14 protein-coding genes, 1 tRNA gene and 1 pseudogene are annotated in these 12,684 nt (G+C 52.0%); 9 read left to right on the forward strand and 7 right to left on the reverse strand.

Translation table 11 applies throughout. The features are described 5' to 3' along the window. Positions 1 to 33: 33 nt before the first annotated feature. The 3 genes from Dform_RS08330 to uppS are packed head-to-tail and all read right to left on the reverse strand — an operon-like array spanning position 34 to position 2,659. Positions 34 to 1,131, reverse strand: a complete 1,098-nt coding sequence (locus tag Dform_RS08330; RefSeq protein WP_076004596.1) for an aminopeptidase — start codon at positions 1,129 to 1,131, stop codon at positions 34 to 36. 20 nt (positions 1,132 to 1,151) lie between these two features. Next, entirely contained in the window at positions 1,152 to 1,946 is a 795-nt protein-coding gene (locus Dform_RS08335; protein WP_076004597.1) for a phosphatidate cytidylyltransferase, read from the reverse strand. Positions 1,947 to 1,948: 2 nt separating this feature from the next. Continuing rightward, positions 1,949 to 2,659, reverse strand: coding sequence for a polyprenyl diphosphate synthase (gene uppS, locus Dform_RS08340; RefSeq protein WP_076004598.1), 711 nt, complete (start codon positions 2,657 to 2,659; stop codon positions 1,949 to 1,951). An 82-nt stretch (positions 2,660 to 2,741) separates the two neighbouring features. Between uppS and Dform_RS08345 the strand changes: the two genes are divergently transcribed. The 5 genes from Dform_RS08345 to Dform_RS08365 all read left to right on the forward strand — a co-directional run bounded on the left by Dform_RS08345 (position 2,742) and on the right by Dform_RS08365 (position 7,288). Beyond that, on the forward strand, positions 2,742 to 4,022 hold the full coding sequence (locus Dform_RS08345) for an MFS transporter (RefSeq protein WP_083635423.1): 1,281 nt from the start codon (positions 2,742 to 2,744) through the stop codon (positions 4,020 to 4,022). Between the two features lie 18 nt (positions 4,023 to 4,040). Next, positions 4,041 to 4,113, forward strand: a tRNA-Glu gene (locus Dform_RS08350). Between the two features lie 116 nt (positions 4,114 to 4,229). After that, a complete protein-coding gene (locus tag Dform_RS08355) occupies positions 4,230 to 4,442 on the forward strand; it encodes a heavy-metal-associated domain-containing protein (protein WP_076004600.1) in 213 nt (70 codons plus the stop codon). 18 nt (positions 4,443 to 4,460) lie between these two features. Continuing rightward, a complete protein-coding gene (locus tag Dform_RS08360; RefSeq protein WP_076004601.1) occupies positions 4,461 to 7,109 on the forward strand; it encodes a heavy metal translocating P-type ATPase in 2,649 nt (882 codons plus the stop codon). Further along, entirely contained in the window at positions 7,106 to 7,288 is a 183-nt protein-coding gene (locus tag Dform_RS08365) for a hypothetical protein (RefSeq protein ID WP_076004602.1), read from the forward strand. The genes Dform_RS08360 and Dform_RS08365 overlap by 4 nt, the downstream gene beginning before the upstream one ends. A gap of 57 nt (positions 7,289 to 7,345) precedes the next feature. Here the strand turns inward: Dform_RS08365 and Dform_RS08370 are convergent, their stop codons facing one another. Continuing rightward, positions 7,346 to 7,732 carry a hypothetical protein gene (locus Dform_RS08370; protein ID WP_145925559.1) on the reverse strand — a complete coding sequence of 129 codons (387 nt, stop codon included), beginning with the start codon at positions 7,730 to 7,732 and terminating at the stop codon, positions 7,346 to 7,348. Between the two features lie 304 nt (positions 7,733 to 8,036). On the opposite strand from Dform_RS08370, the gene Dform_RS11705 reads away from it, so the two are divergent. Then, positions 8,037 to 8,162, forward strand: coding sequence for a hypothetical protein (locus tag Dform_RS11705; protein ID WP_257787723.1), 126 nt, complete (start codon positions 8,037 to 8,039; stop codon positions 8,160 to 8,162). A 175-nt stretch (positions 8,163 to 8,337) separates the two neighbouring features. Here Dform_RS11705 and Dform_RS08375 read toward each other — a convergent pair whose 3' ends face one another. The 3 genes and pseudogenes from Dform_RS08375 to Dform_RS08385 form a co-directional block, all read right to left on the reverse strand. After that, entirely contained in the window at positions 8,338 to 9,045 is a 708-nt protein-coding gene (locus Dform_RS08375) for a hypothetical protein (RefSeq protein ID WP_225973759.1), read from the reverse strand. Positions 9,046 to 9,081: 36 nt separating this feature from the next. Then, positions 9,082 to 9,147 (reverse strand): annotated as a pseudogene (locus Dform_RS11835) (zinc-ribbon domain-containing protein); the annotation flags it as partial. A gap of 608 nt (positions 9,148 to 9,755) precedes the next feature. Beyond that, positions 9,756 to 10,352 (reverse strand): zinc ribbon domain-containing protein, encoded by a 597-nt coding sequence (locus tag Dform_RS08385; protein ID WP_076004606.1) that lies wholly within the window; start codon positions 10,350 to 10,352, stop codon positions 9,756 to 9,758. A 788-nt stretch (positions 10,353 to 11,140) separates the two neighbouring features. On the opposite strand from Dform_RS08385, the gene Dform_RS08395 reads away from it, so the two are divergent. From Dform_RS08395 to Dform_RS08405, 3 genes are all read left to right on the forward strand, one after another. After that, a complete protein-coding gene (locus Dform_RS08395; protein WP_076004608.1) occupies positions 11,141 to 11,458 on the forward strand; it encodes a zinc-ribbon domain and TM2 domain-containing protein in 318 nt (105 codons plus the stop codon). 33 nt (positions 11,459 to 11,491) lie between these two features. Beyond that, a complete protein-coding gene (locus Dform_RS08400) occupies positions 11,492 to 12,283 on the forward strand; it encodes a DUF4328 domain-containing protein (protein ID WP_076004609.1) in 792 nt (263 codons plus the stop codon). A gap of 62 nt (positions 12,284 to 12,345) precedes the next feature. After that, a complete protein-coding gene (locus tag Dform_RS08405) occupies positions 12,346 to 12,588 on the forward strand; it encodes a hypothetical protein (protein ID WP_076004610.1) in 243 nt (80 codons plus the stop codon). Positions 12,589 to 12,684: the final 96 nt, after the last annotated feature.

Here is a 12,684-nt window from a genome sequence, read left to right on the forward strand (position 1 = left end):
GCATCTGGGCGGAACGGGTTTTGCCAAACCTGCTTAGATAACGAACTCCCCGTTTTTGTAGAAAAGCTCTCCATCCACGGTGATCTCGCCACCGTTTCGCAGGTCGCAAACCATGTCCCAATGGATACCGCTTTCGTTCTTGGCGCCGGTTTCCGGGATGCCCGCGCCCAGGGCCATGTGGAAGCTGCCGCCGATCTTCTCGTCGAACAGGATCTCGCGGGTGAAATTCTTGATGCCTTCGTTGGTGCCGATAGCCAGCTCACCCAGGTAGCGGGCGCCGGGATCGGTATCCAGGATTTTATTCAGGTAGTCCTCGTTCTTCTCCGCCGTCGCCCTGACGCATTTGCCCTTTTCAAACCACAGCCGGACGCCGGTGACCTCATGGCCCTGGTGAATGGCCGGGTACGAAAAATAAACGTGCCCCTCGGCGGAATCTTCGACGGGTCCGGTAAAGACCTCGCCATCCGGCATGTTCTTCCGGCCGTCGCAATTTTCCCAGGTCCGCCCCTCGATGTTGAAGCGGATATCAGTCTCCGGGGCGGTGATATGCACCGTTTTCTTGCCGGTTAACCAGTTGATTATATATTCATGTTTGTCCGAAAGGGCTTGCCAGAAGCCCACCGGGTCGTTCAGGTCCGGCAGGCAGGCATCGAAAATGAAATCGGTGTAGTCTTCCAGGCTCATGTCCGCGTCCTGGGCCATGGCATTGGTTGGGTAGGGCGCTATCGTCCAGCGGAACGCCCCGGTGGCAGAACGCTGCATCATCGTCTTCATCAGGTTGCGGCGCGCCGCCGAATGCCAGGCTGCTTTCTGAGGATCGATCCGGGAAAGGCTGCGGGTGTTCTCTTCAGCCAGGACCGAAATTCGTACTTCATACTGCTCAGTGATGTGAGACAGCATCTGATGAATATATTCGATTTGTTCTTTGGAACCATACTTGAAAAGCAGTTCGGATGGTTGGGGGCCCATCAATATCGGATAGCCGCCAGCCCTGAGGGTCTCAATGAATATAGCGTCGGATAGCGGCCGTGCGATTTCCGGGGCATTTATCGCTACTCGATCGCCTGGTCGAACTGCTACGGAATAGTTGACCAAGAGTTTAGCCAGTTTATCAACACGGGGATCGTGCATTTTTTTATCTCCTTTGGCGACTATTGGACGAAAATGATCACGTAATAATAGACGGCGATGACGGCAAAGACGACAGAATCCATGCGGTCAAGCAATCCGCCGTGGCCGGGGATAGCCTGGCTTGAGTCCTTAACCGCCATATTCCGTTTGAATAGCGACTCAACCAGATCGCCGGCTTGCCCGACGATAGAGGCAAAAACACTCAAGATCCCGATGGTAATGAAACCCGAAGGCAAGTCGAAAACGGCTTTCAGTGCCAACCCCACCGCCGCCGCCGCGATCAAGCCGGCCGCCGCCCCTTCCCAGCTCTTGGCGGGACTTATCGTGGGAGCCATTTTGTGCCTGCCGAAAGAACGCCCGATGAAGTAGGCAAAAGAATCCGAAGCGACAGTAACACCGAGGGCAAACAAAACCCAATCGCGCCCGTTATCAAGCCCGCGTAACGCCACCAAAAAAGAAAGAAGCAAGCCTACGTATATTACTCCAGCCAGCGTCCAGGTCCATTGGATAAATCTCTTTGACCTTTCGCCCGGCTTCAGCAGGTACAAAAGAGAAAGAGCAGCGAACCCGGTTAAAATTGGCGTCAAAGAGTTCTCGAAGTGGGGTGAAACGATCAACAGGATCACAGCGATAGACCCGATTACGGCAAAGGGTGCCGCCTTCACTTGAGTCACGACCCGGTTGAACTCCCGTAGCGCCAACACCCCCCAGATCGCTGCCCCGATCGTCAGCCAGGGTATCGGCTGGTCGAACCAGACGGCCAGGAGCGCGGCCAGGCCGAGGATAAAACCTGAGATGAGACGGGTCTTGAGCAAAATTAAAGGCCTCCGAAACGGCGTTGCCGGCGGGCGTATTCAGCCAGGGCTTTCTCAATGTCGCCTCTGGAAAAATCCGGCCACAGGGTATCGGTAAAATACAATTCCGCGTAGGATGATTGCCATAAAAGAAAATTCGACAGCCTCATCTCTCCGCCGGTGCGAACCAGGAGGTCGACATCGGGAATGCCGGCGGTGTACAGGTAACGGGCAAAGGTGTTCTCTTCGACATCTTCCGCTTTAATACCGCTTTTCATCAACCTCTTTGTGGCATTGAGTATCTCCGCCCGCCCGCCGTAATCGAAAGCAAAACTGGCAACGGCGCCGGTGTTATCTTTGGTTTTTTCGACGACTTCTTTGACTCGATGGCGGAGCGGCGGCGCCAGGCGGTCAAGCCTTCCCAGATGGCGAATGACAATGTTTTGGGCGTTCAGGTCTTTGACCGTCCGTTCCAGGCCTTCTGCCAGCAGGCGCAAAATCCCCGCGACCTCTTCCTTGGGGCGTTTCCAGTTTTCCGTCGAGAAGCTGAATAGCGTTATGAAAGAGACCCCTGCCGCGGCAAGTCCCAGGACCGCATCCCCGGCCTTTTCCAGGCCGACCCGATGTCCTTCCAGCCGAGGCAACCCTCTTGCTGTAGCCCATCTTCCATTGCCGTCCATGATGATGGCTACATGACGAGGAACCGAGCTGACTGGAGTTTCTGCGGATTGCATCAAGGAGCTATTGTAGGACTATGCGCTTTACAGGGCAAGAAGTTGCGTTGTATAGCTTAAAGAACTCTGTTAATCTTTCACCGTGAAGTTGCCGCCGATAACCGGATTTCTAAAAGGGTCCGAATATCTCAAGATAACCATCCTCAGCGCTGGCCTGGCCGCACTGTCGCAGAGCATCCACGGCATAATCCTCCCGCTAAGGGTGCTCGACTTCGTCGGTGAAGATGACAAGAACACCGCCCTGGCGGCCATAACCTTCACCGGGCTTATCCTGGCCATGTTGTTCCAACCCATCGCGGCGGCAATCTCCGATTCGACAACCTCACGATGGGGACGGCGCAAACCATTTGTCATTTTTGGAGGGTTGGCGCTATTGCTCCTTCTACCGGGAGTAGCGCTGGTTTCCAGCTTTGCTGTTCTTTTCACGATCTATTGCCTCATCCAACTGGCGGGAAATACCGCTCAGGGGCCTTACCAGGGGTACATCCCCGATTTGGTGCCCCTTGACCACCGGGGCCGCGCCTCTTCTTTAAAATCAGAGATGGAACTCTTCGGAGGGGCGGCGGGGGTGATGGGCGCCGGAATCCTCATGTCCCATTACTCCGGAGGCGACCGGAGCGGACTCTGGGTGTTCCTGCTTTGCCTGGAAATTTTCATCGGCGGGATCTTGTTTTACCTCGGGCGAAATCTCAAAGAAAGCCCGGTAAGGAAGCCCCTGAAACGGTTCAATAATCCGCTCTCGGCGTACCGATTCAATCTCAACAAGAGCCCGGCCTTCGGTTGGCTGCTGGGGTCACGGCTGCTCTTTTTCATGGCCGCGGCGACTTTACAACAATTCGCTCTATTCTATCTTAGAGACGTACTCGGCGTATCCGATCCGGCGGGTTTTACGGCCATCTTCATCCTCACGGCGGGAGCCAGTATGGCTCTGGCGATTTTGCCCGCGGGCTTTTTCACCGATCGGTATGGGGCCCCGGTCCTGTCCAGAGCCGCCGGATTACTCGGAGGGTTCGGGGTTTTGCTCCTGTTACTCTGGCCATCGACGGTCACCCTGATCATCACCGCCGGGGTCACCGGGTTCGCCATCGGTATTTTCGGGGTTTCCAACTGGGCCATGGCGACGAAGATGGTGGTCAAAGGAGAAGAAGCCAAGTACCTGGCTATCGCCAACATGGCCACCGCCGGCGGGGCGGCTATCGCCAGGCTGATCGGTCCGGTGATCGACTATTTCAATCGGATGGAGGCGAACCTTGGTTACCAGGTAATGCTCGCCGCGTGCCTTTTTTACTTCCTGCTGGCCGGCCTGCTGGTCAAAAAGCCAAAGCGGCAACCGCGCCAATTTGTTATAGAACAAGACATTTGATATACTCTTAAAGTTCTTGCCCCCATCGTCTAGAGGCCTAGGACAACGGCCTTTCACGCCGTCAACAGGGATTCGAATTCCCTTGGGGGTATTTCCCTCCTTCAAAACATCTCCTTTCTCGTTTATCTATTCTTTCGAAATCCCCAAAGTGTCAGAACTAAGGTATACTGATAATTAACGATCACCAAAAATTTGACAGGGGGATTTATGAACGCAATTCTGAACGTCCAGGGCATGAGCTGCGGGCACTGCGTCCAGCATGTGGAGACGGCGCTCAAGAAAGTGGCCGGAGTCAGCTCCGTGTCCGTCGACCTGGCCAAGGGCAAGGCGTCGGTGGCGTACGACCCGGTAAAGACCAACCCCCAAGCGTTGAAAACAGCCGTCGACGCCGCTGGATACCCGGCTACCATCGCCAACTGATTCAGCGCCGAACACAACATGGCCGTCACCAAAAAGACCGCTTTAACTCTTTTCATCGGCGGAATGACGTGCGCCGCCTGCGTCCGCCATGTCGAGGGCGCGCTCAAGAGCGTCCCGGGCGTGGGCGCGGTGGCGGTCAACCTGGCCACGGGCAAGGCTGCCGTCGAGTACGACCCGTCACAGGCGACGCTGGCAGACCTCAAGAAATCTGTCGAGGACGTCGGATACTCCGCGTCCCTCGATGTGGCCGACGTGGCAATCTCCGGCATGTCATGCGCGGCCTGCGTTAAGAATATTGAACGGGTTGTCGCCGCTATGCCGGGAGTCAATTCGGTAGTGGTGAACCTGGGTACAGCCAGCGCCAAGGTCGAATACGCTCCCTCGATCACCCCCCTCTCCGAAATCGTCGCCGCCATCAACGACCTGGGGTACGAGGCGACCGAGAAGATCGTGGGGCAGGCCGCCCTCGACCGGGAGCAGGAAGCCCGATCGAACGAGATCAAGCGGCAGAAGCGCAACCTCATCGTCGCGGGAACGCTCGGTATCATCGTCATGCTGGGAATGTTCCAACCGTACTGGATCTTCCCCGATTTCATCCCCTCCTGGCTCAATAACAAGGTCCTGCTGTTCTTCCTGACCACGCCCATCGTATTCGGGCCGGCGAGGCAGTTCTTCGTCAACTCGTGGAACGGGCTCAAGCGCGGCCTGACCGACATGAACCTTTTGTACGCCACCGGCATCGGGGCGGCGTATCTGATCGCCGTCATCAACACCTTCTTCCCCGACGCCGGTTTCGGAGGCAAGGAAGCCACGTTTTACGAAGCGGCAGCGCTCTTAACCGCTTTCATCATCCTCGGCAGGTACCTGGAAGCGGTCACCAGGGGCCGCACCTCCGAATCCATCCGCCGCCTGATGAAGCTCCAGCCCCGGATAGCACGAGTCGTCAAGGACGGAGTCGAAACCGAAGTCCCAGCCGAAGCTGTCATCATCGGCGATGTAATTGCCGTTAGACCTGGCGAGGCCATCCCCGTCGACGGAACAATCGTCGAGGGGTATTCGGCGGTAGACCAGGCGATGATCACCGGCGAGAGCATCCCCGTCGAGAAGAAGGCCGGCGACGAGGTGCTGGGCGGCACGCTCAATAAAACGGGCGCGTTCAGATTCAAGGCGACCCGCGTGGGCAGGGACACCGCCCTGGCACAAATCATCCGGTTGGTGGAAGACGCCCAGACGACCAAGGCGCCTATCCAGAAGCTGGCGGACAGGGTGGCCGGGCAGTTCATCATGGGCGTCCACATCATCGCGCTTGTCGCATTCGTATTCTGGTTTTTCATAGGCTTCGGGCTGTGGTTCATCCCCGAAACCCGGCTTATCCTCACCCCGTACGTCCTCTCCGGCCTCGGGGTGTTCGGCTTTGCGCTGTTGACCTCGGTGACGGTACTGGTCATCTCCTGCCCTTGCGCCCTCGGGCTGGCGACGCCCTCTGCGGTGATGGCGGGTTCAGGCAAAGGGGCGGAGTACGGCATCCTGTTCAAGGGCGCCGATGCCATGGAAGTGACCGCCAGGATCGATGCCATCGTCTTCGATAAGACCGGCACGCTGACAAAGGGCGAGCCCTCGGTCACCGACGTTGTGCCTGCATACGAAAACGACTCAAACGACTTGCTGCGCCTTGCGGCTATCGCCGAGAAGCACTCGGAGCACCCATTGGGGGAAGCGATTGTCAGGAAGTGGAACGAAATACGAAGCACAAAATCCGAAAATGGCAACGAGGATCTTGAGGACGCAGAGGAGTTCGAGGCAGTGCCGGGACATGGAATTATCGCCCGAAGCGGAGACCGTTTCATCCTGCTGGGCAACCGAAAGTTGATGGAAACCAATTCGGTCGAGATAAAAATCCCCCTTAGTCCCTCCTTCGACAAGCTCAGGACCGGCTCTTTGCCAAAGGGGGAAAGTACCACATTAGCCGCTGAGGCGGAGAGGCTTGAAAACGAGGGCAAGACGGTGGTTTTTGTCGCTGTCGACGGAAAAGCCGCCGGTATCGTCGCTGTCGCCGATACGATGAAGGAAAGCTCTGCCCGGGCCGTCGCCGAACTCAAGCGGATGGGACTCAAGGTGCTGATGATCACCGGCGACAACGCCCGTACGGCACAGGCCATCGCCAGGCAGGCAGGCATCGACAGAGTCCTCGCCGAGGTGCTGCCGCAGGACAAGGCGGCCGAGGTCAAGAAGCTGCAGTCGCAGGGACTCAAAGTCGCCATGGTCGGCGATGGCATAAATGACGCGCCGGCGCTCGCCCAGGCAGAAGTCGGCATCGCCATCGGGTCGGGGACGGATGTCGCCAAGGAAACGGGCAACGTCATACTGGTCAAGGACGACCCGCTGGACGTCGTCGCCGCGGTGCAGGTGGGACGCCAGACGCTCGGGCTGATCAGGCAGAACTTGTTCTGGGCGTTCGGGTACAACACGCTGGCGATACCCCTGGGTATGGGGGTGCTGTACCCCTTCACCCACCAGATGGTGTCGCCGGAACTAGCGGCGCTCCTGATGGCCACCAGCTCACTATCAGTCACGCTGAACACGCTCCGGATGCGGGGCTTCGTGCCGCAGATTCGTCGGGAGGGAACGGGCACGATGTATCGTGCCCCTACGGGGGACGCCAAATGAAAGCCTCGTTCGTCTATACCGGCCTTTCTCTGCTGGCGGCGGCATTGTTCGTTATTGCCACCATAAGCGGCGATTACAGCACTGTCGCCAGAATCGGCGGGGCGGTCTGGGTGTTCATACTGTCGATGATAATCCTGATGCCGCCGGTTACCGCCGCATTTAAGAAACGCGGCGGATAAGTTCACAGTAAACAGTTTACAGTTCACAGTTCTCAATAAACCTTCAGCGGTCAGCTATCAGCTTTCAGCGAAATTTGTTTGGACATCTTCTTCAAGGTTTCCCGAAACAACACGATTGAAACATGCAAATATCACGATTGAGTTGTTTGGCGCGGACAATTCATTCAATACGGTCAATTCAATCAAGTAGACAGTCATCAGTTCACAGTTTTCAGTTCTCAGCCCCGTTTTTTGGTGGGGTGGCGGCGGGGGGGTTTGTTTCGCTCTTCTGCAAAGCCTTGTTTTCTGAAACAAATCATCCGAAATCAGCTTTGGCTCAATCGTATGATTTGATTTCGAAGTCAAATCTTCACCGAACGTAAACGATCCACTCATTCTCCGGTCGCTTTGCCGAACGATCAGGGATGGGCAACCGTAGTAATACAGGCGTTCTAATTTATCCACGCCGATATTATAGCACTGGCGTTCCTTTGGGTTGTCAAGCGTTTCGTGTCGTTTTTGGTAGGGTGGGGAAAATATTTTTTAGACCTTCACGTCGTCCCGAGGGAGGACTCCTCAGAGACGGCTTTGCTGTTTTGTTATGTTACGCTTCAAATTAAGCAATCGCTCACAGTTGCGGTTGTGTGAAGTTGGGAAGCATTCGATCTCCTTCGCCACGATTTCATAGCGGGCCACCGGAGAACGTCGCGGCTGGCGACATCTCTCTTAGCCGGTGGACAAACTGCTCAACGTCACGCCACGATCTCTCATGGTTGCAAATGAAGCGTTGAAGAATACGATCGGTATGGACCTGACGGAAATGATCAAGCTCATCCGCACAGGCAAGACCGACGAAGTCCTCAAGATGGCCGAGGCGAAGACGGAGACGGAGTAGGCGGCGACAGGAACAACGTTAAAGAGCCCTCTTGCGAGAGGGCTCTTTTGGTTTAGGGGGGTGGTTGGGTGGGGTGGTGAGAAAAAACATTTTCGGGGGGGATTGGATAGACAAAATCATTTTTGAGTAAGTGTTGAAAGCTATTGGCTTAGTTCTCCATGAACTATACTCAATCCTAAGAATGAACGTTACTAAGATCTAAGTATACAGTACCGACCTCTGGGTCCCACCAATAAGCTGTGGTTCCAACCATTGCTTCGCACCAAACGTAATAATAACCATTTGCATATTCATATAGGCAGGCTGAAATAAAATAACCATCGTTCATAGCCGCGGTTTGAACATTCAACGCGTGTTGATAAAATACGTTTGCCGAAGACGAACCAGGTTGAATGTGAGCAGAAACCCATGATTGCAACGCTGAAAAAGAGCCAAAGTTTTTTAGTGGGTATTTAGCTTGAATCGCGGCCAAATTGGTATTTAAGGATGCAACTGAACCCTGCAAAGAAGTTATTGTATAGTTCAAATTAGTTTTATCGTTAGTAAGGGTTGTGATTGATCCATTCAGGGACGTGATTTCGCTTTGAAAAGCGGTGATCGAAGATTGTAGACTGTTGTTTTCATTGGTCAGATTGGTTTTTGTATTGGTCCACTGAAAACCTAGAAATCCTGCCCCGATGATAGCCAAGACCAAAAATATAGAAAGAATTACAATCGGAATGGATTTGTTTTTTTCGCGATACACAGGAGGACTTGAATTGATATAAATTGGTCCAGCCGTTGGGGGAACTGGAACGGTTGTAACAGGGTGAGCCGGAATAATTGGGGGAGCACTTGCTACTGGTGGTACAACATTTTGAGATTGAACCTGTTGGGGGGCCATCTCGGGAGCTTTGTTAGTCTTGTATTGTGAAAGATTCGTACCACAATTGAAACAGAATTGGGAATCATCCTGATTTTGTTTGTTACAATTCGGGCAATACATAAGCGAAACTTCACTCCTTACCAATTTCAGTGGGTGTTCAATAAAATCCCCCTCAAATATTAATTACGGTCACCAACTTTCTTTCAGATCCGCATTTCCAGCAGTATTTCGAATCTGAACGGAATTTTTCGCCACACCTGGCGCAGAATTGAGAGGCGTAACTGCGGATCGGCTCTTGTGTGATTGTGGTTTGCTGCCTAATCAAATTTTGCGATTGCTTGTATTCATTTCTGTCAACTAGAATACCAGTCAAAACTAATAGAACTACGGAGGGCAAACCCGTGATCAGCAGGAACATGCTTGCGGTTTCAATTTCCATCTCTGCCATAGAACCCAGAAAGTTCTGAAAAGTTAAAACCATGAGTATTGATCCAACTAGTCCCAACAAGAATTCGTACCATTCGATTGGGGTTCTTTTAGTCGTGATCCAAATATATATATATAAAATAATTGATCCCAGGACTATTCCGATCACCCAATAAGAAGGAAAGAAGTCTAAACCGCGCTTCGTCATTTTCTCGGAAAAAAGTCCGACGATTAACAGATTAAGGATGAATCCTGTTATTAACCACATATAATTCCCTGCTGCTCCCTAACTCCGGAATGCTTTAGGAAGTGCCCAAGAACAACTTTTCGGTTCCACATCCAGGACAATAACGAATGTATTCTTCAATTTTTTTCCCGCATTTTGTGCAAAAATAAGGCCTATGATTAGGATTAAAATGAGTTTCAGGAAAAGGAGTCGTTTCCGAATTTTCAATTCTCTCGATTAGTGGAGCCGATGGCATTCCGATATCAAAGTTCATCAATCTGGGAGAAATCGACGTTTTTGATGAATATTTTATCCACCCAAATAGACCACGAAGAATATCGTATATGCCGAAAATAATTGCTCCCCAAAAAACAACGTATGTGCCCCCATCGCCCGCGGACGAATACGTTAAAGCCGTTACGATTCCTCCTCCGATTGCCCAGAGTGCGCCAGTAATCATTTTTTTGATGCTAGCCTTCACCATGGCTTGGGCATATTCAGGAGTGTTTTTATATTCCTCGATAATAGAGTGTGCCACGGCTAAATATTGTCTTACCAATTCCTCAGGGATACCCTTGTTCTTGAATTCTTTAACAAGTGATTTATCATCCCTCCCATTGAGGATCAACTGAAGGATTTGTTGAAGGGGCTCATCTGGGTTGTTCTCTGTCATGATTTCTCCTAAGGTACCGGAGTGATAATAGAACAAACAAACGAGTTATTATTATTCACCACTAAACAGATGTCAATAGTTTTGTAAATAATATTTAGCAATCCACTTCCAAGGATAATGCCAGAAGATTGCTAGTTCTATAGCTTAGCGATGATCTAGTGTGACGGGGAGGTGGTGAACAGGGCGGGCAACCCGATGGGTCGCCTCTACACAATGGTTCCAGTTTTCGGAAAACGGGTCAGGGCATAACGTGTTATGCTTCAAACTGGCGTAAAAGAACTCCGAAGGTCAGGCCAGGGCATTCGTCCCGCACTTCGGGCAATAATTGGAATTCGTATTAAGCTGGCCTCCACAATTTCTACAGTATAAAGTCCTGCCAGGCTGGGAGTTCCCAACTCTTATGTCGTGGCGCGGTAAACTCTGGCGAGATCTTTTTGAATAACTAAAGATCAATACAACGCCACCTGCGGCCAAAAGGAAGCCCGGCAAGCCCGTAACTATCAGAACCATATTTGCGGCTGCGGGTTCAAGTTCAACCTGATAACCAAAATAGTTTTGTATCGTAAAGAGAAGCAGAAACAATGCCAGAACCGTTAAAATAATGCCGATTATTAGTCTTGCCATCTAATTTCCTTTCCATCAATCTTAAAAATAATTTCTTGCTACCCGTTCCAAAATCTTGTTAATATGTTAGAGTGTAGAACTTATAAGTTACCGTAGTCAATATTGTAGTAATCTCATATTCGAATTAAAGTAAGCGTAAATATTCAATAAGAGAGGACAAAACGATGTATTGCGCCAATTGCGGAAAACAGGTTGTAGAGGGAGCGTCGTTCTGTTCAAATTGCGGGGCAGCTACAAATCCCAATCAGGCGAACGCAGATCTCAAACAAAAATCCAAGATCGCTGCGGGCTTATTCGGGATATTCCTCGGCGCCTTTGGCGTGCATCGTTTCTATCTAGGGTTTGTCGGGATCGGGATCGTTCAAATCGTTGTTACCATCGTTACTTTGGGGTTCGGCGGTGTTTGGGGATTTATCGAAGGTATTTTGTTATTAACCGGGACTTTCAACAAAGATGCCAGGGGCATTCCGCTCCGTGACTGATGTTCAATTTGGGAGCGGTAAAGAGGACTAGAGATGTACTGCGTAAATTGCGGTAGCCAAGTCGTAAGCAACGATTCTTTTTGCACAAATTGCGGGAACCCAAGCTCAGTGTCGAGAGGAGTCCCGACCGTTTACAAACCTCTTCCTAAATATTCCTCGGTTCACGGACTTTCTCTAAGTCTGGCGATTGTATTCGCGGTTCTGCTGGTAGTTGCTGCAGTATCGATTTATTCGGACATTTTACAGGTACAACTGATTGACCGTGTTGCAAATGGGGGAATTATCACCGAAGCAGAAGCGACAACCAATGATGCGCGTGTGGCTTCTATCGGTGGCATCTATTTTCTCGTGAACATCGTGGTAATCGTTCTATTCTTGGTGTGGATTCACACTGCGCACCGGAATCTCGGTCCTCTTGGTTCCGCTGGGCTAGAATACACTCCCGGATGGGCGGTTGGCGGCTTTTTTGTTCCTTTTCTAAATCTCGTTCGCCCCTACCAGGTGACCAAGGAAATTTGGAAAGCGAGCGATCCTGATTTTCTGAGTACGACGGGCGACAATTGGAAAAAGGTTCGAGTATCGTCAATATTGGGGTGGTGGTGGGCTTTGTTTCTTATTACGGGATTTTTTGGAAACATGGTGCTCCGTAGTTCATTTAACCTGGACACACTCGAAAATATCCAATCATATACGTATGTCACTTTAGCCTCCGATATAATCCTTGTGCCTGCGATAATCTTGGCTGTCGTTCTAGTCTTAGACATTGATAACCGACAAATGAAAAGATACAAGGTTAAATTTTTTGCGAGAAACCAGGAACCTTAATAGCCATTCCATAACGTGGAATTTTAATATCGGGACGTTTCAACGGTCGTTCGGAGCAAGAAATGAGTATCGCCGGATTCATTATCGGTGTCTTAGCTTTCCTGGGTTTCCTCGTAGGACTGATCCCTTTCCTGGGTTGGACCAATTGGGTGAACATCCCTTTCGCAATCCTCGGCTTCATCCTTAGTTTAGTCGGGGCTGTCAGAGGCCCGAACAAAGGCTTGGGGATTGCCGGCATAATCCTTTGCGCTATCGCGATATTCGTGGGGGCTTTGAGGCTGGGGGCGGGGGGAGGGATTATCTAGGGGAGGGTGGAGAGGGGGAGGATGCGGGCGATCGGCCGCTCGCCCTTACACAGGATTTTATAGTCCGGTGCTCGGGGGAGGACGATTGCGATCCTC

Source organism: Dehalogenimonas formicexedens, assembly GCF_001953175.1.
GTDB lineage: Bacteria > Chloroflexota > Dehalococcoidia > Dehalococcoidales > Dehalococcoidaceae > Dehalogenimonas > Dehalogenimonas formicexedens.

Bases quoted from the DNA above. Each gene is read 5' to 3' on its own strand.
- Dform_RS11705 (WP_257787723.1), top strand. From the start codon at position 8,037: ATGGTTGCAAATGAAGCGTTGAAGAATACGATCGGTATGGACCTGACG.
- Dform_RS08360 (WP_076004601.1), top strand. From the start codon at position 4,461: ATGGCCGTCACCAAAAAGACCGCTTTAACTCTTTTCATCGGCGGAATG.
- Dform_RS08355 (WP_076004600.1), top strand. From the start codon at position 4,230: ATGAACGCAATTCTGAACGTCCAGGGCATGAGCTGCGGGCACTGCGTC.
- Dform_RS08365 (WP_076004602.1), top strand. From the start codon at position 7,106: ATGAAAGCCTCGTTCGTCTATACCGGCCTTTCTCTGCTGGCGGCGGCA.
- Dform_RS08375 (WP_225973759.1), bottom strand. From the start codon at position 9,045: ATGGCCCCCCAACAGGTTCAATCTCAAAATGTTGTACCACCAGTAGCA.
- Dform_RS08385 (WP_076004606.1), bottom strand. From the start codon at position 10,352: ATGACAGAGAACAACCCAGATGAGCCCCTTCAACAAATCCTTCAGTTG.
- Dform_RS08400 (WP_076004609.1), top strand. From the start codon at position 11,492: ATGTACTGCGTAAATTGCGGTAGCCAAGTCGTAAGCAACGATTCTTTT.
- Dform_RS08395 (WP_076004608.1), top strand. From the start codon at position 11,141: ATGTATTGCGCCAATTGCGGAAAACAGGTTGTAGAGGGAGCGTCGTTC.
- Dform_RS08330 (WP_076004596.1), bottom strand. From the start codon at position 1,131: ATGCACGATCCCCGTGTTGATAAACTGGCTAAACTCTTGGTCAACTAT.
- uppS (WP_076004598.1), bottom strand. From the start codon at position 2,659: ATGCAATCCGCAGAAACTCCAGTCAGCTCGGTTCCTCGTCATGTAGCC.
- Dform_RS08405 (WP_076004610.1), top strand. From the start codon at position 12,346: ATGAGTATCGCCGGATTCATTATCGGTGTCTTAGCTTTCCTGGGTTTC.